The organism is Vibrio sp. KUL80 (assembly GCF_059725495.1).
This window is the reverse complement of record NZ_AP045841.1, coordinates 879457-902324: the sequence shown is the minus strand read 5'-3', so window position 1 is coordinate 902324 and position 22868 is coordinate 879457. Positions and strand designations below refer to the sequence as shown.

Here is a 22868-nt window from a genome sequence, read left to right as displayed (position 1 = left end):
ATATTAAACATATGCTTAAGTATTTTTTCTTCCAAATTTCTGGCGATCTTTTCTCTTTATCTCACAGCTCGTGTGAGAGATCTCGCACAGTGCGTTTCCAAATTGGCTAATGTCTTAGGTTTACTCGCTTAAAGTCACTGGTGATGCCCGTCACATAAGCTCCGCCTGTACCTCCATTAGATTCGAAGGTACTATTAATGGAAAGCCTATTTAATGGAATGACCACCATGATTACCAAAGACGTCTCCGCTGAGATTGAAGCTGCAATCAGCTCATTGCACGCCGAGGGAAAAGAGCCAACCGTTGCACTCGTAAAGGCGCGATTGAAGACCAAAGTACCAATGCCTGCGCTGATCACCGTGATCAAATCTTGGAAGAGCAGTCAGCACGTACCTAAAGTAGAAATCGCGGCTGAAAAGGCCGAGCAACCTCTCGAGCTAAGAGTGAAAGAGTTAGAACAGCAAGTTGCCGCGCTGACTCAGCGATTAGCTACATTGGAGCAATCTCGTGACTGAACCGTTAAAACAAGCCGTTAAGATCTGGGTCGATGCTGATGCTTGCCCAAAAGTGATTCGAGAAACACTGTGCCGCGCAGCAGAGCGTACTGGCTTAACCTGCACCTTTGTCGCTAACCATAACGTGCCCGTACCGAAGCGAGACAACATCCACTCGCTGACCGTACCGACTGGCTTTGACATCGCGGACAATGAAATCGTGAAAAGAGTCAACGCCGGTGATTTAGTTATTACCTCTGATATTCCTTTGGCAGATGAAGTCATCACCAAAAACGCCGTGGCGCTCAGCCCACGCGGTGAGCTTTACACCAAAGATACGATCAAGGCCCGCCTCAATATCCGTGACTTTATGGATACCATGCGCTCTAGTGGCGTTCAAACTGGCGGTCCTGCGCCACTTGGGCAAACAGAGCGCCGCGAGTTTGCTAATCATTTGGATAGGTTTCTGGCAAGAGCTACTCGCTAGGTTGAGTTTACTATCTCCAGACAAAAAAAGAGTCAGTCGATATTCGACTGACTCTTTTTATATTTGGACATATTCAAGCCTTATGGACGCGGCAAGTAATCCGCTTTACCCACCCACTTGTAGCTGGTTAGCTCTTCAAGCCCCATAGGGCCGCGAGCATGCAGTTTTTGCGTCGATACCGCAACTTCGGCACCAAGACCAAATTGAGCACCATCAGTAAAGCGTGTAGAGGCATTCACGTACACAGCGGCTGAACCAACAGAATTAATGAACTTCTCTGAGTTCACCAGGCTGTTGGTCATGATAGCGTCTGAGTGGCTAGCGTTATGAACGCGCATGTGATCAATGGCTTCTTCAACATCTGCTACGACTTTCACGCCTAAAGTGAAACTTAGCCATTCGGTATCGAAGTCACCTTCGCCCGCATCGCGCAGATCTTCAGTGCCTGCCAAGAGCGCTTTCGCCTTTGGCTCTGCCACTAAAGATACCTTGCCTTTAAGACGCTCAGCGATCATAGGTAAGAACTCACCTGCGACCTTCTCGTGAACCAAAAGGGTGTCTAAAGAGTTACATGCCGATGGACGCTGTACTTTTGAGTTCTCAACCACATCCAACGAGCGAGCGAGGTCAGCGCTGTCATCCACGAAGATATGACTGATGCCAAAGCCACCGATGATAACTGGGATGTTGCTGTTCTCTTTACACATTTTGTGTAGACCCGCACCACCACGCGGGATGATCATATCCACGTAGTCATCCAGTTTAAGCAGCTGCGAGACAAGTTCACGATCCGGTTTTTCGATGTACTGTACTGATGCTGCAGGTAGACCCGCTTTATCAAGCGCAGACTGAATCACTTTAACCAGTTCCATGTTAGAGAAGAAAGTCTCTTTGCCACCACGTAGGATGCTAGCATTACCCGTCTTCAAACATAGTGCTGCAATGTCGATAGTCACGTTTGGACGCGCTTCGTAAATCACGCCAACCACACCGAGTGGTACACGGCGACGCGACAGGCTCATGCCATTCTCAAGCACTTTACTGTCAATCTCACTGCCTACTGGATCAGACAGGGTGATAACGTTACGAACGTCATCCGCGATACCTTTCAATCGCTGTTCGTTCAGCAGTAGGCGATCAAGTAGTGCTTCTGTCAGACCGGCTTCACGGCCTAGGTCGATATCTTTCGCGTTAGCTGCCAAAATGACGTCTGCGTTCGCTTCAAGTTCATCGGCGATGATTTGCAGTGCGCGATTCTTTTGCGCCGTTGACGCAGTCGCCAGAGCAAAGCTAGCTTGCTTCGCATTTTGGCCTAGTTTAATCATATCCATAACGGTTCCCTTTATTCTTAATCTTGAATGACGACCATATCGTCGCGATGAATCACTTCTGCACCATAATCATAGCCGAGCGTATCCGCGATTTCTTTACTGTGCTTGCCCGCTATTTTGGACAAGTCTGCGTCGGAGTAGCCACAAATTCCTTTTGCCACTAAAGCCCCGTCATTAGTCGTCACACGTACCACTTCTCCACGAGCGAAGCGGCCTGAAACTTTTATTACCCCTTTGGCAAGTAAGCTGCTGCCTTTGCCAATCACTGCATTCACCGCACCTGAGTCGATAACAATGTTACCGGTTGCGGCAGGACCTGCGAGTATCCAACGCTTACGATTTTCTAATGCCTCTGGCAAGGGTAAGAAACGAGTACCTTGAGGTTCATTAGATAACGAATCAAATACCACGTTTTCTGCGCTACCTGCTGCAATGATAACTTCGATACCCGCTCGACGCGCAATATCTGCTGCTTGCAGCTTCGTTGCCATACCACCTGTACCAAGCGTCGTACCGCTGCCGCCCGCTATTTTGCGAAGCGTCTCATCAATGGTCGTCACTTCGCGAATCAGTTCTGCATTTGGGTCTTTGCGAGGATCGGCAGTAAACAAACCACGCTGGTCAGTAAGCAACAACAGCTTATCTGCGCCACACAAGATGCCGACCAATGCCGATAGATTATCGTTATCGCCAACCTTGATCTCACTGGTCGCTACCGCGTCGTTTTCGTTGACGACAGGGATGATGTCATTTTCAACCAAAGCGTTGATCGTATCGCGTGCATTGAGAAAGCGTTCACGGTCCTCAAGATCGGCGCGCGTTAGCAGCATTTGTCCGATTTTAAGCCCGTAGATAGCAAACAAAGACTCCCAAACCTGAATAAGTTGGCTTTGACCAACGGCTGCTAATAGCTGTTTGCTCGCCATCGTTTTGGGAAGTTCGGGGTAGCCTAGGTGCTCGCGACCAGCCGCAATAGCACCTGACGATACCATCACTACTGAGTGGCCAAGCTTTTTAAGCTCAGCACATTGTCTGACGAGTTCAACCATATGCGCTTTGTTAAGCGCTAGGGAACCACCTGTTAGGACACTGGTACCTAACTTCACCACTACCGTTTTTTTGTCGGTAGATTGACGAGTATTATCCGTTGTCATCTCTGCTTGTTTGACGTGAAAAGTTTAATAGGGAGTGATGTTTTAGCAATCAAACATCATTTGTACAAGTAAAAAAGCGGTAGGAAGGGAAAAGAGGCGCAAAAAAGGTCTCAATGCTGATTTGATAAGCATTGAGACCGGATTTCTAGTACTAGACGAACTCTACTGAATCATCGTGAATTGACACACTAAGCTCGAACTTCTCACTGAGTGTCTTCACCAATTTTTCATGAAACACTTCTTGCGTTCGATTTATCTCACTAACTGCCGATTTTGGTGCAGATTCTAAAACCCATTCACCCGTCTGATTATAACGACCGATCTGGTACGTAGCTTCAAACTGGTCTTCAACTAAGGTTAAGTCTAACCACCAACCCCAAAACTCTCGATCTTCTGGAGACTTGGTGTCATCAACGCACACAGACAGGCAGTCAAAGTGATACGCGCCGTCCTTGCATAAGGTTTCTCTCAAGTAAGGGCCAATAGCCTTTAAGGCTGCAACTAAGCGATAGTGTGTAGGGGTTTTCGCCGCTTCTGACATAGTGAAACTCCGTTTCTATATGAAAATAGTTGTAAAGATGAAATAGCGATAATTCTTATAGGATAATTATAGTTTTATCATATGCTTGATTACATACTGATTTCATATTTAACTAATTCCACACAAATGTCACCTTAAAAGTTCGTCCTCCAACCACTTAATCGCCATTTCGAGGGATTGCGCATACCCTTTTGCAATGCCCTTCGACGGAATCTGTTTCGACTTTCCATACTGGCTAAACATAGCAAGCAGGCGGTTGTCTGATATCGGCGAGACAATATCGCCTTCCATACTCATCGCCAAGATAGGAACTTTAGTGCGACGTGACGACAAGAACCCTTGCACTTTCAGTGACCACGCCGTGAGTTGCCCTGCCAGACTATTAATATCCACAGCATCTTTACCAATGCGAGATGCCAGCATATCTAGGTACATCTTTGGCATAGATTGGATGATTTGCGGAGAAGCCAAACAGTGATGGATTGGCGCTCCCAGTGTGACGCAGGCTTTGATTTTTTCTGGCTCTAGAAATGAGAGACGAGCCATCGCATTACCACCGAATCGAAAACCCAGCACCCCGACTTTAAAATGGTCGACCCAAGGAATATTAGGAAGCTCATTTAACACAGCCTGGTGCAGACATGACGTATCCTCGGTCAGCGGCCAATGAGAGCTGTGCCCTATTGATGGCATATCGACAGTCAGCATAGCGATACCCGCCGGCGCAAGATAATCTCGGAACAAACGCCACATATCTGTTTGCAGAGAATCAAGGCCTGCGCTCACGATCACAACAGGTTGGGGTTTTTCAGTGCTCACCAAGTGGAGGTTGGCGGTAATCCGCTTGTTTTTGTATGGTATCTCTACCTGCTTGATAATATGACTGGTGTGTTTGGCCGCTTCGTTGTAAGCGTTATTCGCCAACACTTGAGCCTGCAAGGCTAGGTTGTCATTTTTGAGGTGTGGGTAGCCAGCAATACTAAAGCTCAATGAGGCCTTAAATAGCTCCTCTGCTGCAGCATCACCTGTAAGGTCATTGGCTCGCTTCTGGTGAAGCATCCCAAGCTTGGTCCACTCATAGTTCCAGTTACCGCGGTGGTAGCCCATAACCGTATCGAGCCACTCATCTATCGTTCTTGAGTGATCAGAAGACGCAATTTTGGCAAGTGTCTCTTCCAACTCGATAGGGTCAATACCTTGCCATGCCCATTGCAGACGCAACAGGTTTCGGTACCAAGAACTCGGGTTCTCAGCGCGGCGGCGCTCAAGAATTTCCATGCTACTTGGCATATATCGAATGAGATGGGAGGTTTCCTTTGCTTGTTTGTTCTTTTCAAACAAGGTTTCGGAGATATTTTTACTGACTTCTTCAGACATACGCGCACCAACTATTACGATTACAGCATCAATATAATCGAATAATCATCATTATTCAGGGGTTTTATCGACATTTTAACGTGGTTCTATCGCTGTTAGTGACTTGGTTTGTTAAATATCTGAAATCCATGTTTCAGGGTTGACGACGGTTGATTGCAAATATGCTGGATTTCGAGCAAAAAAAACCGCAACTTGGAAAAGTTGCGGTTTTTTTAAACATCACTGTTTACTTTTGCTTACGGTTAATTGGCTCAACGTAAGACAGCGCCATATCCCATGGCTGCTCGATCCAACAATCTTGGTCGATATCAACAATGTACTCGTCAACTAGCTCTACACCAGCTGGCTTAGCGCACACGGTTACTAGCTTAGCTTTCGGGTACATTTCACGAATTTTACGTGCTGTGTCGCCGCTGTCCACAAGATCATCAACGATTAGGTAACCTTCACCGTCGTGCTCTGGAGCTTTAAGTACAGTCATATCACGTTGGTGATCGTGGTCGTAACTTGAGATACATACTGTATCTACATAACGAATACCTAGCTCACGAGCTAGAATCGCTGCTGGCACTAGACCGCCACGACTTACACCGATAATGCCTTTCCACTGTTCCGCTGGCATTTGACGCTCAGCGAGTTGACGGCAATATGCGTGCATATTGTCCCAAGTGATGATGAATTTGTTAGCCATAATAATAACCTAATTAAACCGTATTCGAGACTTAAGCAGCCACAATGTACTTGATGACAAAGATTGCAGACATTACCCAAACACTCATGGATACGTCGCGACCTTTACCACTCAGTGCTTTAATAGCAGCATAAGCGATGAAGCCAAGTGAGATACCTTCTGCAATTGAGAATGTGAAAGGCATCAGCAAACAAGTCACAACAACCGGCGCCGCTTCAGTAATGTCTCTCCAGTCAATACCGACTAGACCTGACATCATTAGAATTGCTACATAGAATAGCGCACCCGCAGTTGCGTAAGCTGGGATCATACCCGCCAAAGGCGAGAAGAATAATGCAAGTACAAACAAAATGCCAACAACGACTGCAGTCAGACCAGTACGACCACCTGCTGCAACACCAGCAGTACTTTCTACATAAGAAGTAGTGTTTGATGTACCTAGTAGCGCACCTACTGATGTTGCTGTTGAGTCAGCCAGTAGTGCTTTATTTAGACGTGGAATTTTGCCATCTTTACCGATAAGGTCAGCTTTTTGCGCTACACCAACTAGCGTGCCCGCCGTGTCGAACAAGTCAACAAACAGGAAAGCAAACACAACAGAAATCATACCGATCTCGAACACTGCCGAGAAATCAAGCTGCATGAACGTTGGCGCGATGCTTGGTGGTGTAGACATGATGCCGCCCCACTGAACGTCACCAAAAATCAGACCAAGACCCGTTACTGCTAGAATCGCAATCATTACCGCACCTTTCACGCCACGGTGAACAAGAGCAATAGTAATGAAGAAGCCAACAGCCGCTAGTGTTGCAGGAAGAGAAGTGATGTGACCTAGAGACACAAGTGTCGCTGGGTTATCAACCACAATACCGGCGTTTTTCAGCGCGATAAGCGCTAGGAACAAACCGATACCTGCTGAGATACCCGTTCGAAGCGACATTGGAATCGAGTTAATGATCCACTCACGGATCTTAAACACGCTCAAAAGAATGAACAAGATACCAGAGCAGAATACTGCTGCCAGTGCCACTTGCCATGTGTAACCCATACCCAGTACTACTGCGTAGGTAAAGAAAGCATTCAGGCCCATGCCTGGTGCTTGTGCGATTGGGTAGTTTGCTACAAAACCCATAATGAAACAGCCGATAGCAGCTGCCAAACAGGTTGCAACAAATACTGCGCCGCGATCCATGCCTGCGTCAGCAAGAATTGCTGGGTTAACAAAAATAATGTAAGCCATCGTCAGGAACGTAGTGATACCTGCGATAATCTCAGTGCGCACTGTTGTGCCGTTTTCACTGAGCTTGAACAGCCTTTCGAGCATAATCGAATCCCTAAAAGTGTAAAAAGTAAACGGTTGCGTAAACGATTGGCGCGAATTATAAGGTTATCAAAACGCAAATTCCAGCTAGAATTTTCACTCTAAACAGCGAATTATCCTCTTGATATGAAACTTATATGGTAACGATCACTAACAATTTGAAATAGTTACCGAGAAAGCGCCCCTTTCCATCATAGCGACTAACCAAGACAACTGCGCAAAAAGTAGCCACACTTTTTGAGATAAAGACGGCATTTCACGGAAAAAAGGCAAAAAAAACGCCACTCATATGAGTGGCGGTAGAATAATTTGGTCATCAATTGGGGTATGTAACCAACTATAAATTCTTCAAAATAGGGGGAAAACGTATCGCTTATCTACCGTAGTAGACGTTGTACGCGAAGTCTTTTGTATATACGTTTTGATTCGTCCAAAACATCGCGCTTGCTAAACCTTTCATAACATCACCTTCTAACAAAACAAATAGTGGAAAAACGTTGCTTTGAGTCTCGGTTCCTTGGAGGCGATAAATCGGGCTCTGTCCGTGAGCATTGTGTTGATTCTTTCAACTGGTGAAAAGAATACCATATCGGATTAAAATTACAACAATAAAGACGATCAAAGTCACAAATATTTCTTTTAACCTACCAAAAACTGCAATTTCTGTAATTTTATTACGGATATTAATATCATTAGTATGCATTGGCGCACACTATGCTAGTCACGAAAATTGACATGACCCATTACATTATCTCTTCGGTTTCACTACTAGATGTTTACAACTAGTGGTATCCTTTGCTTTGTCTTTAATAAGCTAGAAATCCAGATGTTCACACCGTGAATTTAAACATCTGACGAAGAACAACCTAGCAAAGCCCGAATAAAGGAGAGTTCTGTGTCTGAATTCCACTCTGAAATCAGTAAGTTGTCACCAGCCCCAGTATGGCAATTTTTCGACAAAATCTGCTCAATCCCTCATCCATCAAAACATGAAGAAGCACTAGCACAGTACATTATTGGCTGGGCAAAAGAGCAAGGTCTTGATGTTAAGCGTGACACAACGGGTAACGTATTCATCAAAAAGCCAGCAACAGCTGGTATGGAAAACAAGAAAGGTGTGGTTCTACAAGCCCACATCGATATGGTTCCTCAGAAAAACGAAGATACCGATCACGACTTCACTGTTGATGCTATCCAGCCATACATTGATGGCGAGTGGGTAACGGCAAAGGGCACGACTTTGGGTGCTGATAACGGTATCGGTATGGCTACATGCCTAGCTGTTCTTGCGTCTAACGATATCAAACACGGCCCACTGGAAGTGCTACTAACCATCGACGAAGAAGCAGGCATGACGGGTGCGTTTGGTCTTGAGGCGGGTTGGCTTGAAGGCGATATCCTTTTAAACACTGACTCAGAGCAAGAAGGCGAAGTCTACATGGGCTGTGCTGGTGGTATCGACGCAGCGCTTACCTTTGACATCGCACGTGAATCTGCACCGCAAGGTTATGTTGCTCGCCAACTAACACTAAAAGGCCTAAAAGGCGGTCACTCTGGCTGTGATATCCACACCGGTCGCGGTAACGCAAACAAACTACTAGGTCGCTTCCTAGCGGGTCATGCGAAAGAGCTTGACGCTCGTCTTATCGAGTTCCGCGGCGGCAGCCTTCGCAACGCAATCCCACGCGAAGGTTTCGTTACTCTGGCGCTACCAGAAGAGAACCTAGCTAAGCTAGATGAACTATACAGCTTCTACACTGAGCTATTAAAATCTGAGCTTGGTGCTATTGAGACTGACATCGTGTCATTCAACGAAGCTGCGGATCTCGCTGATGTGTTTGCCTCTGAATCTCAAACGCGCTTCATCGCAGCACTTAACGCATGTCCAAATGGCGTTATCCGCATGAGCGATGACATCGAAGGTGTTGCAGAAACATCTCTTAATGTTGGTGTCATCACGACCCAAACAGACAAAGTTGAAGTGCTTTGCTTGATCCGTTCACTTATCGACTCTGGTCGCTCTCAAGTTGAAGGCATGCTGGCGTCTGTCGCTGAGCTTGCAGGCGCAACGATTGAGTGCTCTGGAGCTTACCCAGGTTGGAAACCCGATCCTGAGTCAGAGATCATGGCTATCTTCCGCGATATGTACGAAGGTATCTACGGTCATAAACCAAACATCATGGTGATCCACGCTGGTCTAGAATGTGGTCTGTTTAAAGAACCTTATCCAAACATGGACATGGTATCTTTCGGTCCAACTATCAAGTTCCCACACTCTCCTGACGAGAAGGTGAAGATCGATACGGTTGAGCTGTTCTGGAACCAAATGGTTGCACTGCTTGAAGCGATTCCAGCAAAAGCGTAATCCAATCAGTTAAGCCAATATAAAGCCGATGTTTAACCAAAACATCGGCTTTTTTGTTTCATATCAAACGCCAGTTTTGTGTTTCGAATACAGCCTGTGTATATTGAGACCAGTTATCATTTATAGAGAAAGACACTATGCAAGTTTACGGTTGTTGCGAATTGGTTCGTGAAATTTATGCTCAGATTGGCAGTGGCGATCAGGCTTACATCCCTCAAGCGATCTCTTGTGCGGTTCGTGCGCTTAATGATGTTGCAGCAGATGAAAATCTACCGAAAGACGTTCGTGAAAAAGCCGCCTTTGCTGCCGCTAACCTTCTGATTTCAGACTTCGAAGACAAATAGAGAACTCACCATGAATCTAGCCAATTTTGAAACGATGGATCCGGTTATGCTGATGAGCATTGTCAACATGAAGTTGAGAGACGACTTTGGTGGCGATTTAGATAAACTGGTGAATTACTTCGATATCAGTAAATCAGCCTTGGTAGAGAAACTGGCAAGCGCTGGTTTTGATTTCTTACCTGAAGCGGGTCAGTTCCGCTAGAGCTCCTAATTCATAGAATACAAAAACCGCCAAGTTATGCTTGGCGGTTTTTCTTTTGGTCTAAGGGTTCATTAGCGTCTAGCCAAACGATGCCCAAATAACGGTTACCACTAATACCGGACAGATAAATTTTACGTAGAAAGGCCAAACCTTTCCAAACCAACCTAACTGAAAGTCTGGACAACCTTGCTCTAGCTCTTTGACTTTGCCAGCTCGGCTCCAAACCCAGCCGCCAAATAAGCAGAACAACAATGCCGCTATCGGCTGCAGGTACTGTGTCGCAATCATTGCAACCAAACCAAATAGGTCACCGAAGTTCAACACGATATAGATACTAAACAACGCAATAGCAGCGCCTAACACCCAACTGGTCTTCTTACGTCCTGTGTTAAAACGCTCATCCACCAGTGCTACTGGGCACTCAAGCATAGAGATAGAAGACGTAAGTGCTGCGATCGTTAGAAGAAGGAAAAACACAACTGAGAATACAAGACCAAGCAGGCCTAAGGACTCAAACATTCGAGGCAATACCGTAAACACGAGCGTATTTGAGCTCAGTAAAGCACCATCTTCAGCATAAATCTGAACGCCTTTTTGCATCGCCACAAACATCGCAGGCATAACGACAAGTCCGGCAATAAAGGCGACAGAGGTATCTACTAGGGTCACATTCATCGCCATCTTCGGAAGATTCTCTTTCTTAGATAAGTAAGACCCGTAGATAAGCATCGAGCAGCCACCGATTGTCAGTGAAAAGAAACCCTGCCCCATCGCTGCAAGGATTAGCTTTCTATCCCATACCTTCTCAAAATCAGGGATAAGGTAGTGCTTCAAACCTTCCATCGCACCTTGCTGCATCATGATGTAGACGAACAGCAAAGCGAAAAGAATGAATAGCGATGGCATTAAGCGAGTCGACCACTTTTCAATGCCCTTTTTCACGCCACCTTGGACAATCAATACCGTCAGAAGATAGAAAAGGACAGTACCAAATACATTACGCTCGACGCTAAAGCCTTTGAACCAATCCGCAAGTCCATTGGCACCAACGATCTCAGCCAGCGCACCAAAAAGAAAGCAAATTAACCAACCGCCAACGATTGAATAGAATGCTAATACCGCGCAAGGCACCATCAAGCCAATCCAACCGACTAAACCGCCCAGTCGTTTGCCTAGCGGATGATTAGTCAGTGATTTCATACTGTCTACTGGGTTCGCTTGACCATGACGACCTATCGCCATTTCGACCACCAGCATCGGAAATGCAACCACCAATATCATGACTAAATAGACAAGCAGGAATGCGCCGCCGCCATTGCTCGCTGCCTGGGTAGGAAATCCCCAAATATTCCCCAAACCAACCGCTGCACCCGCAGCAGCCAGAATAAAGCCTAGTCGAGATCCAAAATGCTCTCTTGGAGCTGTCGTTGAGTTTGAAATATCCACTGCAATTTATTCTTACGTACTAGTTTACTGGTACGATAAGATAAAAGTCGGGGTATGGCAATTTATTTGGTTGGATAAACCACTTTTAAAGACATTGGCGACCGTAAGTATTAATTTACGAGCACTGGGTAGGATTAGTTAGATTCACTTTTTATCGCTATTTTTTGGGTCACACTGTTACCTATGTGCTCGGTTTAAAGTGTTACCTATGTGACCATCAGTGGACAGCTCGTGTCATTCCTGTGCAGACAGGAATCTATTTGAGACTTGGAGATCGCGTTGAGAAGACCCCTGCCTGCGCAGGGGTGACGGCAGTTTTTGGAGTGACGGCCATTTTGAGTGCATTCATTCTAGAAATTCGTCATTCCTGCGCAGGCAGGAATCTACTCGAGGCGTGGTACAGACTTCAAGGCTATATAGTAAAAACCTGATAATCCTTCAACTCAGGAATCTTTTTGTGAAGCTGTTGCTCTTCCTCAGCAACATCATTAAGTGAGTCGCAATAGTCCTTAGCTTGTTTTTGAAGTGACTCTGATTGCTGCTCAAGCGTGCCTGACATACGTTCTTTGAGTTCACTGTACTGCTTGGATAGCTCTGTCAGATTTAGGCTACCTTCTTGCTGCATCTTTTCTTGAAGTGCAGTGAATGCGCTACTCATAAATTCTTTGTTAAACACTTCTTTTGCTTTCGCTAGGTCCTGCTCCCAATTGTCCATAAACGAGCTAAACGCATCTGACTGTAAAACAAACTCATCACCTTGCTGGTAACGAGATTGAACATCGGCAAAAAACTCAGCGAGTGCGGTCTTAACATTATTGAACGCTTCGGAGTCATCAAAACTTGCGGCAACATCATCGATAAGATCGTTGGTAATGGCTAAACCACTTGCCGCTAGCTCTTTTGCTTTAGGTACATAGGTATTCATGTTCTCTCGATAGCTATCGAGCGCTTTTTGCTGAGCTGAATCTAGGGTAACTTGCTCACCATTGATAAACAGGTTGTTGTTTTCATCAATCAGCACGCGAGACGAGGCAGCATCGTTAACCACTTCGACTTGTTCACCATTTAAATGAACTTCATTCTTTATATCGACTCCACACTGCCCTAACGCATAGGCATTGGGAACGGTGAAAAATAGGCTCGTAGCAACAATAGCAAAACGGGTTTTAATGTTCATTTGATGTCCCTTCCCTACTAGCAAATTGAGATAATATCATAGACGCGGCGCTGGTCTCCGATGAGGACACTAACCTCATCGTCTAAAACACCGCCTTTAAGTGCTTTACCCAGAGGTGAGTGCGGAGTCACTACCACCACGCTTTCGTTAGCTAGCTTAGCGCCACCTGCTGTAGGCAACAGAAAATAGTAGCTGTGTTCTTCATTGACGTCTTCTAACTCGACCAATGCCCCCAAGGATATTGAACTATCACTGGCAAAATCATTCAGCGAAAACGCCTTTAGCGTTGAGATGTCACGCCTAATTTCTTCTAGTCGCATCGCCTGTCCGTGGGCAAGATAAGACGCCTCCAATGCCAGCGTGTCGTATTTATGCTCAGGCACCGTTTCTTCGTTCGTCGCCGCATCTACTGTCTGCTCCATCGCAGAGTTTAAGGTCGTGATTTGCTGCTCGAGCTGTGCAATGAGTTCATCAATGAGTACCCTCTTGTTCATGTTTCTCCTACTCGGCATATCGAGACAAATTGAACTCGCTCACTATATCGATCCGTGGGTTGCCACGCAAACAATCGATGGTTAGTCACTGGCAATTACTCAAACATCGTCAACTGTCGCGCATTTTCGAGAGGCTCTAACATGACGCTTAACCCCAAAAAGGCGAATTTCACGCCCATTTTGCCGTTCAAGAACTTCACGTAACAGATCTTTAAAGTACTCGAGATCGAGCTGATTATGGACATGCTCAATAGTGGTCAGTTTGAAGTCAGCGAACTTCACTTTGATGCCTTGTTTAATTACGTTACGTTTCGGCTGTGCTCTCTCTAGACGCTGTTTTAACTCTGGGAAAAGCTTATTTTCAATCACTTGCCAGCACTCATCGTACTGGCTGATGTTTTGAGAAAAGGTTCTTTCGACACCTATCGATTTACGCTCTCGTTCTACTACAACCTCGCGCTCATCTATTCCGTGGCTTTTTTTCCACAGCGAGGCCCCCATACGACCAAACTTCATGATTAACTCTCGATAATCACTGGTACGTACATCGTGGCAGGTAAAAAGCCCAGCGTTATTAAGCTTCTCTAGGCTCACTTTTCCCACACCAGGTATCTTGCCGAGATCAAGACTATCGACGACCTCTTGTACCTTGTCTGGAGGAATAACGCACTGACCATTTGGCTTATTCATATCCGATGCGATTTTGGCGAGAAACTTAAGCGGTGCTACACCCGCCGAAGCTGTTAGCTGGAGTTCATTCCAAATATCATTGCGAATACTCTGTGCGATACGTGTTGCTGAATTTTGGCAGTGTGGAGACTCGGTGACATCCAAGTAGGCTTCATCAAGGGAAAGCGGTTCAATAAGCGAAGTATAACGAGAGAAGATCTCTCGAATGTGTTTAGAGGTCTCTTTGTAAACCTCCATTCTTCCTGGCACCAACAGCAAGTTCGGACACAATTTGAGTGCTTGCGCTGTCGGCATCGCAGAGCGAACGCCAAATTTACGCGCTTCGTAATTGCAGGTACTGATCACGCCTCGCTGGCGCTCACTGCCGCCTACAGCCAGTGGTTTGCCACGATAATGTGGATTGTCACGCATCTCTACGGCTGCGTAAAAGCAATCCATATCTACATGAATAAATTTTCGAATGGAGTCGGACACGGCTTATTGAACTGTTTATTTATACAGTTAAAGTATACGCCGTTTTGTTCATCAGACCAACAAAAAAGACCAGAGGGTTACTCTGGTCTTTGCTATTAATTCTATGCTGAAAGCGGGATTACGCGATGCGATCTTTTTCCCAAGCAGCAAGCTTCTCGGCACGAGCTTGCTCACGCGCTTCACGCTTTTTACGTGCATCACACGGCTCTGGGCAGTTACACACTTTATCGATGCTTAGCGCACCTAGGCCACCACAGCTGCCTTTTACGACTTTCTTTTGGAAGATGTAGCCAACCGACATTGCAACAATAACGGCTAGAAAAATTCCGAAGGTAATTAGAAATGTACTCATATTGGTCACCCGTTATTTGTTTAGGTAAGGCTTAAATGCTTCTGAAGCAATCTCGTTAAAGCCATCTTCTGTTTTTACAATAATAAGTGCAGGAATGCTATGTTGCTCTGCAACTTGCAATGCTTTCTCTTCACCCAACACCATCAAACCCGTCGCGAGACCGTCTGCCGTCATTGACGACTTATCCAATACCGTGACTGAAACCACCTTATTATTGATTGGCTTACCCGTTGAAGGATCGATGATGTGTGAGTAGCGCACACCTTCTTTTTCGAAGTAATTGCGATAATCACCTGATGTGGCAATCGCCATATCGCCAGGCTCAATGATTTCTTGAACACTGCGCTCGTCGATAGATGGTTTCTCAATGGCGATACGCCATTTTACACCTTCACGATTGAGGCCTTTAAGGCGCATCTCACCGCCTACCTCAACCATGTAATCTTCAATACCTACGCGATCAAGGTAATCAGCGAGAACATCCACACCCCAGCCTTTCGCAATCGTCGACAAATCAACATAAAGACCATGCAGATCTTTCTTCAATGTTGTGTCCGTCGCTGATAGGTGTTGAATACCTGTCTGCGCTTTACGCTTGGCTAATTCCTCGTCAGAAGGCACGACTTCGGGGCGAGCTTCAGGGCCAAAACCCCATAAGTTGACCAAAGGACCAACCGTCACATCGAGCGCGCCTAACGTCACTTCATTCAGTCTGATGGCTTCTTTTACCACAATCGCCGTTTGCTTAGACACAGGAAACGATTCTGTGCCGAAAAAGCGGTTAAAGCGGCTCAGCTCTGAATCTTGTCGATAGGTCGACATCTGGTCATTGACTTGTTCAAGCAAGCGATTAATTTCCGCCTGAATTTTCTCAGGTTTTGGACCATTATCAACCGTAATGTACTTCACGTTGTATATGGTGCCCATCGTCGGGCCGCTCAAGTGCACTTGTTCACGACTGTTGCCGCAAGCCGTCAGCACAAAAGCTGCGAACAAGCTGACAACGATAACCTTTAACTGTTTGGTTAGATGAAACATGCCTTTACTCACCTAATGAATTTAAAAATACTCACGTTTACAACATCTTGAATGATGTTCCTGTAAAAGAAAGCACTCTTTATTTTGCTCAATTTCTAAAAACAAATGGCCAGCTCACATGAGCCAGCCATGTTCATTACTTCAAGGAAGATTAACCACCGAAGTCATCTAGAAGGATGTTTTCATCCTCTACACCAAGATCTTTCAGCATGCCGATGACAGCCGCGTTCATCATTGGTGGACCACACATGTAGTATTCACAATCTTCTGGCGCTTCGTGATCTTTGAGGTAGTTCTCATAGATTACGTTATGGATGAAGCCTGTGTAACCATCCCAGTTATCTTCTGGCATTGGGTCAGACAGTGCAACGTGCCACTGGAAGTTATCGTTTTCTGCTTGTAGGCCATCGAAATCTTCCACGTAGAACATTTCGCGACGAGAACGAGCACCATACCAGAATGACATCTTACGCTTAGACTTCAGACGCTTAAGTTGGTCAAAGATGTGCGAACGCATTGGTGCCATACCAGCACCACCACCGATGAAGACCATCTCGTTGTCAGTATCTTTCGCGAAGAACTCACCAAATGGACCAGAGATCGTACACTTGTCACCTTCTTTCAGTGACCAGATGAACGAAGACATGATACCAGGTGGTACATCAGGATTATTAGGCGGCGGCGTAGCGATACGCACGTTCAGCATAATAATGCCTTCTTCTTCTGGGTAGTTAGCCATTGAGTATGCACGAATGCACTCTTCGTTAACGACAGACTCGTAGCGGAACAGGTTAAACTTGTCCCAATCTTCACGGTACTCTTCTGGTACGTCGAAGTCAGAGTATTTAACGTGGTGAGCTGGTGCTTCAATCTGGATGTAACCACCAGCACGGAAAGGTACTGATTCGCCATCTGGGATTTGTAGCTTAAGCTCTTTGATGAATGTCGCTTTGTTATCGTTAGAGATAACGGTACATTCCCACTTCTTAACGCCGAAGATCTCTTCTGGAAGCTCGATGTCCATGTCAGTCTTCATTGCTACCTGACACGCTAGACGCTCACCTTCACGTGCTTCACCTTTAGAGATATGGTCAAGCTCGGTTGGTAGAATGTCACCACCGCCAGATTTCACTTTTACTCGACACTGACCACAAGAGCCACCGCCACCACAAGCAGATGATACGAATACGCCAGCGCCAGCTAGTGCATTCAACAGTTTACCACCTGGTTGTGTGGTGATCGCGAGATCAGGGTTTTCGTTTACAGAGATCGTGATGTCGCCTGTTGGTACTAGCTTAGATTTGGCGAATAAAATCACCAAAACTAGGGCTAGAACAATCAGCGTAAACATCACTACACCTAGAATAATGTCCATTGACTATTCCTTATACCTTACAGTTGAACACCAGAGAATGACATGAAGCCCAGTGCCATCAGACCTACCGTGATGAACGTGATACCAAGACCACGAAGACCAGGAGGAACGTCAGAGTACTTCATCTTCTCACGGATACCTGCTAGCGCAACGATAGCTAGCATCCAACCCACACCAGAACCAAAGCCGTATACGACAGATTCTGCAAAGTTGTAATCACGCTGTACCATGAATGATACGCCACCAAAGATCGCACAGTTCACCGTGATTAGCGGTAGGAAGATACCCAGTGCGTTATACAAAGGTGGGAAGAAGCGGTCTAGTACCATCTCAAGGATCTGTACTAGTGCTGCGATTACACCGATAAAGGTAATAAAGTTTAGAAAGCTAAGGTCGACACCTGCCACCAATGCATTTTCTTTAAGAACTAGGTTGTAAAGCAGGTTATTCACCGGTACTGCCACTGTCAGTACAACGATAACCGCAACACCTAGACCGAAAGAGGTCTTAACCTTTTTCGATACCGCTAGGAATGTACACATACCTAGGAAGAAAGAAAGCGCAAGGTTTTCGATGAAAATCGACTTAACCATTAAGCTAATATAATGTTCCATGACAGCCTTACTCCTTCGCTTCTACTTGTTCTGGCCTAATTGTACGAATTGCCCAGATCAGGAAGCCGATTAGGAAGAACGCAGAAGGCGCTAGCAGCATCATGCCGTTTGGCTGATACCAACCACCGTTACTTACTAGCGGAAGTACTTCCAGACCGAATAGCTTGCCTGAACCAAACAGTTCACGGAAGAAGCCAACAGTAATAAGAACGAAGCCATAACCTAGACCGTTACCAATACCGTCGATTAGCGATGGTAGTGGCGCAGACTTCATAGCGAATGCTTCAGCACGACCCATTACGATACAGTTAGTAATGATCAGACCAACGAATACCGAAAGCTGCTTAGAGATATCGTAAAGATACGCTTTCAGGATTTGGTCTACCACGATTACCAAAGATGCAATGATCGCCATCTGTACGATGATACGAACGCTATTTGGGATATGGTTACGAATTAGAGATACGAAGAAGTTAGACAGTGCAGTAACGAAAATTACCGCCAGCGTCATAACAAATGCTGTCTCTAGTTTTGTGGTTACCGCAAGAGCAGAACACACACCAAGAACTTGAAGAGCGATCGGGTTGTTATCCAACACCGGTGCCATCAGGCTCTTCTTCATTTCTTTAGCATCAGCCATTAGTTCAGACCTCCGTCACGAACTTTAGCCAGGAATGGACCAAAGCCCATGTCACCCAACCAGAAGTCAAACGTACCTTGAACGCCGTTACCTGTCAGTGTTGCACCAGATAGACCGTCAACACCGTGCTCAGAACCTTCAGGTGCGCCACCTTTCACGATTGCAATCGCTGGCTTGAAGTTTTCATCAAACAGTTTCTTGCCAACAAACTGTGCACGCCAAGATGGGTTTTCGATTTCGCCACCCAATCCAGGAGTTTCACCTTGCTCGTAGTATGTAATACCGTTCACAGTATTACCGTCTGTTTGAACTGCAACAAACGCGTACATCATAGACCATAGACCTGTACCGTGTACTGGTAGGATAATGCTGCTCACTTCACCGTCTTGCTTAACTAGGTACACAGTACCTACGTTTGCACGACGAAGAATCTTAGCAAAATCTTGGTCAGCTGTAAGACGGATAGACTCAGATGGGTCTTTTGCCGCTTTACGTTGATCGTAGCTGTTTGCGTCGCTGCCATCTGGAGCCGTATCAACAAACTCACCGGTGTTGAAGTCAACAAGACGAGGCTCAATGTACTGGCTGTAAAGCTCAGCAACTGTGCCTTCGGCTTCAATACCCGCTACTTCAATGATTTTCGACTGTTTATCTAGAACCGCGTTCGCGCGTTGCTTGTCACGCAGACCTACTGCTGCAAGCGATACAACGATTGAGCACACTAAGCTCAACGCGATAACAACAAACAGCGTCTTTTTAATGCTATCGTTATTACTTGCCATAGCGAGCTTCTCTCCGTTTGATGTTCTTCTCGATCACGAAGTGGTCGAATAGAGGTGCGAACAGGTTAGCAAATAGAATTGCTAGCATCATACCCTCTGGGTAAGCCGGGTTGACTACACGGATCATGACACACATTGCGCCAATCAAAATGCCGTATGCCCATTTACCATTATTAGTAAACGATGCCGATACTGGGTCTGTTGCCATAAAGAACATACCGAATGCAAAACCACCTAGTACTAGGTGCCAGTGCCAAGGCATAGCAAACAGAGCATTTGTGTCAGAACCAACAACATTAAACAGAGTTGCTACTGCAACCATGCCGATCATTACACCGGCGATGATGCGCCAAGACGCAATACCCATGTAAACGATCATTGCCGCACCAATCATAAGTGCTAGCGTTGAAACTTCACCAATCGAACCAGGGATGTTACCGATGAATGCGTCCATCCAAGAGATCGTTTGGCCAGTGATGTTGTTGATTAGTGCGCCTTCGCCACCTTGCGCCCATTGGCTAAGAGCCGTAGCACCTGAGTAGCCGTCAGCTGCAACCCATACTAAGTCACCCGAGATTTGCGCTGGGTAAGCGAAGAATAGGAAAGCACGGCCAGCAAGCGCTGGGTTAAGGAAGTTACGACCAGTACCACCAAAGATTTCTTTAGCAACAACAACACCAAAGGTAATACCTAGTGCTGCTTGCCAAAGTGGAAGTGTTGGCGGAACGATCAATGCGAAAAGAATAGAAGTAACAAAGAAACCTTCGTTAACTTCGTGCTTACGCACCATACAGAACAACACTTCCCAGAAACCACCAACAATAAACACTGTTGCGTAGATAGGTAGGAAGTAAGTTGCACCCAAGATCATCTTACTGCCCCAACCCGCGTCGGTGCCTAGCGTGCCGCCAAGACCCTGAGTTAGCCAGTAGTGCCAGTTGCCATCGATAACACCCGCTAGCTCTGCGCCAGTGTAAAGATGGTTAAGTGCCATAACCGCTTGGTTACCCGCGTTGTACATACCCCAGAACATTGCTGGGAATACTGCGAACCAAACCATGATCATGATGCGTTTTAGGTCAACGCTATCACGGACATGCGAGCTACGCTTCGTTACAAGACCTGGCGTGTAGAATAGCGTTGCCGCTGCTTCGTACAGTGCAAACCATCTTTCATGTTTGCCGCCTGGCTCGAAATGATGCTCGATATCCTCAATGAATTTCTTAAGCATGGGATTACCCTTCCTTCTCAATCTTGTCTAGGCACTCACGTAGGAGTTGACCGTATTCGTACTTACCTGGACAAACAAAGGTGCATAGCGCCAAGTCTTCTTCATCTAGCTCAAGAGCACCAAGACGCTGAGCGCTGTCTTGATCGCCTGCACATAGATCACGAAGTAATAGCGTTGGCTCCATATCAAGTGGCATTACTTTTTCGTAGTTGCCGATTGGAACCATTGCACGATCACTACCATTGGTTGTGGTTGTCATGTTGAACAACTGACCTTTGAATAGGTGACCAAGGAATGATTTAGTGATTGAGAACTTGTTCTTACCAGGCATCGCCCAGCCAAACAGCTCTTTGTCACGACCTTCACGAAGTACAGAAACTTGCTGGTGATAACGACCTAGGTAGGCGTGTGGACCAGTAGCATGTGTACCAGAAAGAACAGAACCAGAAATGATTCGAACTTCACCAGGCATCAACTCGTTATCCGTTACGTCTTCTAGGCTAGCGCCAAGCTGTGTTCTAACCAAGCGAGGGTTATTCACAACTGGGCCTGCAAGAGACACAACACGATCCGTGTACAATTCACCCGTGGTGAAAAGCTTACCGAATGCAATCACATCTTGATAATTGATGCTCCAAGCAACGCTGTTCGCGTTAACTGGATATAGGAAATGCATGTGAGTGCCCACAAGACCCGCTGGGTGCGGACCGTTGAAGACATGCTCTTCGACATTGGATTGAGTTGAGCGAGGAAGACTAGTGCCTGTTTTGCAGACATACACTTTACCGTCTGTCAGTTTCGACAGTAGGTCAAGACCTGCAACAAACGCGTCTTTTTGCTCGTTGATAATCAATTCAGGCTCTGCTGCTAGTGGATTAGTATCCATAGCATTCACGAAAATCGCTTGAGTCGTAGAATCGATCGCCGGAACCTTGCTGAACGGACGAGTACGCAATGCAGTCCACATACCAGACTCAACCAGTTGAGTTTTGATCACATCGCGATCAAGACCCGCTAGTTGGTCAGCTGTGTAGCTATCGAAAGTAACTTGCTCGTCGCCTGCCACTTCAATCACAACGGATTGTAGGACACGCTTCGCGCCACGGTTAACTTCAATAACCTTACCGCTTGCTGGAGAAGTAAACTTAACGCCAGGGTTCTTTTTGTCTTCAAAAACAACCTGACCTTTTTCACTTCATCACCCACGCGAACATGCATTGTTGGACGCATACCCACGTACTCTTCGCCAAGCAAGGCGACTTTAGTGATGGACTTACCATCATTAATCACCTGGGAAGGAGTTCCTGCGATAGGAAGATCCAAGCCCTTCTTTATTGTAATCATACGCACTTGCACTACTTTTATCGGGAAAAAGATTCTTTTAATTTGCGTAACATTTAGACACGACATTGAGTGTCTGGCTTTGGCTTTTCAGAGACCAAAGCAGCAACATCACTTTAACAATCTCGTCATAGAATCGATGCGAGATTTTTCTGGTGCGGTAGTTTAGCATCTTTTACAAAGGGGATGCCATGACGAATCCCAGCTATAGCGTCATTATTTCGAAACTTTTGCTACATCTGGGGTTGTGAATATGTATAACTTTGACCGATCGCACAAAGCACTATTAACGCTATTAAAAATAAGCGATTAGCTCATTCACATCCTGACACATTCTCTGTTAACAAAAACACATAACATTATATGTTGACACGCTGTTAATAATTTACCCCTAAAGAGGTATGCATTTATTAGCCATTCCTACAAGGATAGACAGCGTTTATCAGTCTTTCCTGACTTTGTTACTCAAAGGTGTGTTAGCCGCACTCGTAAAACTGTTTCTTTGTTACTTGCCACCACCAGCGCAATTCGGGCTGGCTGGTGCTAATTGATTTTCTTGTGTCCACTCTTCGGGTGTATAGGTGTGGATCGCTAACGCATGAACAGGTCCTGCTAGCTCGTCGGCTAGAACCGTATTGACCTTACGATGTCGCGATATCAGACGCTCATTAGCAAATACGTCACTGACGACAATCACCTTAAAGTGACTCTCTGAGCCCGGTGGTACGTTATGCATATTACTTTCATTGCGAACATCAAGATGTGTTGGATGGAAAGCTTGATGGAGCTTTTGCTCGATGGCTTGTTGAATCATCTTACTTCCTTGGGTATTTACCGACTTTTATTTTTATATAGTCGGTAAAGTATATACTTTACTTAATCAATAATCTCCCCTTAAATGACTTTC

The 22868-nt window shown here is 45.9% G+C and carries 22 protein-coding genes and 2 pseudogenes; 5 read left to right on the top strand and 19 right to left on the bottom strand.

Annotated elements, in window-relative coordinates; translation table 11 throughout:
- Positions 1-227 precede the first annotated feature (227 nt).
- On the top strand, positions 228-515 hold the full coding sequence (locus tag AC6I8U_RS04120) for a hypothetical protein (RefSeq protein ID WP_128649377.1): 288 nt from the start codon (positions 228-230) through the stop codon (positions 513-515).
- Positions 508-981 (top strand): YaiI/YqxD family protein, encoded by a 474-nt coding sequence (locus AC6I8U_RS04115; RefSeq protein ID WP_498017818.1) that lies wholly within the window; start codon positions 508-510, stop codon positions 979-981. Before AC6I8U_RS04120 ends, AC6I8U_RS04115 begins: the two co-directional genes overlap by 8 nt.
- An 80-nt stretch (positions 982-1061) precedes the next feature.
- Here AC6I8U_RS04115 and AC6I8U_RS04110 read toward each other — a convergent pair whose 3' ends face one another.
- The 6 genes from AC6I8U_RS04110 to AC6I8U_RS04085 all read right to left on the bottom strand — a co-directional run bounded on the left by AC6I8U_RS04110 (position 1062) and on the right by AC6I8U_RS04085 (position 7399).
- Positions 1062-2312 (bottom strand): glutamate-5-semialdehyde dehydrogenase, encoded by a 1251-nt coding sequence (locus tag AC6I8U_RS04110; RefSeq protein WP_498017817.1) that lies wholly within the window; start codon positions 2310-2312, stop codon positions 1062-1064.
- 17 nt (positions 2313-2329) lie between these two features.
- A complete protein-coding gene (gene proB / locus AC6I8U_RS04105; protein WP_042477608.1) occupies positions 2330-3466 on the bottom strand; it encodes a glutamate 5-kinase in 1137 nt (378 codons plus the stop codon).
- Between the two features lie 151 nt (positions 3467-3617).
- Positions 3618-4007 carry a sigma factor-binding protein Crl gene (gene crl / locus AC6I8U_RS04100; protein WP_498017816.1) on the bottom strand — a complete coding sequence of 130 codons (390 nt, stop codon included), beginning with the start codon at positions 4005-4007 and terminating at the stop codon, positions 3618-3620.
- 129 nt (positions 4008-4136) lie between these two features.
- Positions 4137-5384 carry an esterase FrsA gene (gene frsA, locus AC6I8U_RS04095; RefSeq protein ID WP_498017815.1) on the bottom strand — a complete coding sequence of 416 codons (1248 nt, stop codon included), beginning with the start codon at positions 5382-5384 and terminating at the stop codon, positions 4137-4139.
- A 226-nt stretch (positions 5385-5610) separates the two neighbouring features.
- On the bottom strand, positions 5611-6075 hold the full coding sequence (gene gpt, locus AC6I8U_RS04090; protein ID WP_042477599.1) for a xanthine phosphoribosyltransferase: 465 nt from the start codon (positions 6073-6075) through the stop codon (positions 5611-5613).
- Between the two features lie 31 nt (positions 6076-6106).
- Positions 6107-7399 (bottom strand): NCS2 family permease, encoded by a 1293-nt coding sequence (locus tag AC6I8U_RS04085; RefSeq protein WP_042477594.1) that lies wholly within the window; start codon positions 7397-7399, stop codon positions 6107-6109.
- An 892-nt stretch (positions 7400-8291) separates the two neighbouring features.
- Between AC6I8U_RS04085 and AC6I8U_RS04080 the strand changes: the two genes are divergently transcribed.
- From AC6I8U_RS04080 to AC6I8U_RS04070, 3 genes are all read left to right on the top strand, one after another.
- Positions 8292-9761, top strand: a complete 1470-nt coding sequence (locus AC6I8U_RS04080) for an aminoacyl-histidine dipeptidase (protein ID WP_498017814.1) — start codon at positions 8292-8294, stop codon at positions 9759-9761.
- Between the two features lie 137 nt (positions 9762-9898).
- A complete protein-coding gene (locus AC6I8U_RS04075; protein WP_042477592.1) occupies positions 9899-10105 on the top strand; it encodes a YaeP family protein in 207 nt (68 codons plus the stop codon).
- A gap of 10 nt (positions 10106-10115) precedes the next feature.
- Positions 10116-10307, top strand: a complete 192-nt coding sequence (locus AC6I8U_RS04070) for a DUF4250 domain-containing protein (protein WP_042477590.1) — start codon at positions 10116-10118, stop codon at positions 10305-10307.
- Positions 10308-10385: 78 nt separating this feature from the next.
- Here AC6I8U_RS04070 and AC6I8U_RS04065 read toward each other — a convergent pair whose 3' ends face one another.
- The 13 genes and pseudogenes from AC6I8U_RS04065 to bolA form a co-directional block, all read right to left on the bottom strand.
- Complete coding sequence (locus AC6I8U_RS04065; RefSeq protein WP_498018313.1) at positions 10386-11747, bottom strand: sodium-dependent transporter; 1362 nt, start codon at positions 11745-11747, stop codon at positions 10386-10388.
- A 418-nt stretch (positions 11748-12165) separates the two neighbouring features.
- Complete coding sequence (locus AC6I8U_RS04060; RefSeq protein WP_498017813.1) at positions 12166-12930, bottom strand: YggN family protein; 765 nt, start codon at positions 12928-12930, stop codon at positions 12166-12168.
- Positions 12931-12947: 17 nt separating this feature from the next.
- Positions 12948-13424 (bottom strand): GreA/GreB family elongation factor, encoded by a 477-nt coding sequence (locus AC6I8U_RS04055; RefSeq protein ID WP_498017812.1) that lies wholly within the window; start codon positions 13422-13424, stop codon positions 12948-12950.
- A gap of 95 nt (positions 13425-13519) precedes the next feature.
- A pseudogene (gene dinB / locus AC6I8U_RS04050) lies at positions 13520-14588 on the bottom strand (DNA polymerase IV).
- Between the two features lie 118 nt (positions 14589-14706).
- The gene (gene nqrM, locus AC6I8U_RS04045; protein WP_042477741.1) at positions 14707-14940 is read right to left on the bottom strand and encodes a (Na+)-NQR maturation NqrM; all 234 of its coding nucleotides are present in this window, start codon (positions 14938-14940) and stop codon (positions 14707-14709) included.
- A 12-nt stretch (positions 14941-14952) separates the two neighbouring features.
- Positions 14953-15978: an FAD:protein FMN transferase gene (locus AC6I8U_RS04040; protein ID WP_128649986.1), complete on the bottom strand. Its 1026-nt coding sequence runs from the start codon at positions 15976-15978 to the stop codon at positions 14953-14955.
- 151 nt (positions 15979-16129) lie between these two features.
- Entirely contained in the window at positions 16130-17353 is a 1224-nt protein-coding gene (nqrF, locus tag AC6I8U_RS04035) for an NADH:ubiquinone reductase (Na(+)-transporting) subunit F (RefSeq protein WP_112478264.1), read from the bottom strand.
- A 17-nt stretch (positions 17354-17370) separates the two neighbouring features.
- Positions 17371-17967 carry an NADH:ubiquinone reductase (Na(+)-transporting) subunit E gene (nqrE, locus tag AC6I8U_RS04030; RefSeq protein WP_042477581.1) on the bottom strand — a complete coding sequence of 199 codons (597 nt, stop codon included), beginning with the start codon at positions 17965-17967 and terminating at the stop codon, positions 17371-17373.
- A 7-nt stretch (positions 17968-17974) separates the two neighbouring features.
- Entirely contained in the window at positions 17975-18607 is a 633-nt protein-coding gene (locus tag AC6I8U_RS04025; protein WP_128649987.1) for an NADH:ubiquinone reductase (Na(+)-transporting) subunit D, read from the bottom strand.
- Positions 18607-19389 (bottom strand): Na(+)-translocating NADH-quinone reductase subunit C, encoded by a 783-nt coding sequence (locus AC6I8U_RS04020; RefSeq protein ID WP_112478265.1) that lies wholly within the window; start codon positions 19387-19389, stop codon positions 18607-18609. Before AC6I8U_RS04020 ends, AC6I8U_RS04025 begins: the two co-directional genes overlap by 1 nt.
- On the bottom strand, positions 19379-20620 hold the full coding sequence (locus tag AC6I8U_RS04015) for an NADH:ubiquinone reductase (Na(+)-transporting) subunit B (protein WP_498017811.1): 1242 nt from the start codon (positions 20618-20620) through the stop codon (positions 19379-19381). The genes AC6I8U_RS04020 and AC6I8U_RS04015 overlap by 11 nt, the downstream gene beginning before the upstream one ends.
- A 4-nt stretch (positions 20621-20624) precedes the next feature.
- A pseudogene (locus AC6I8U_RS04010) lies at positions 20625-21964 on the bottom strand (Na(+)-translocating NADH-quinone reductase subunit A).
- 502 nt (positions 21965-22466) lie between these two features.
- On the bottom strand, positions 22467-22775 hold the full coding sequence (bolA, locus tag AC6I8U_RS04005; protein ID WP_042477569.1) for a transcriptional regulator BolA: 309 nt from the start codon (positions 22773-22775) through the stop codon (positions 22467-22469).
- Between the last annotated feature and the right edge of the window lie 93 nt (positions 22776-22868).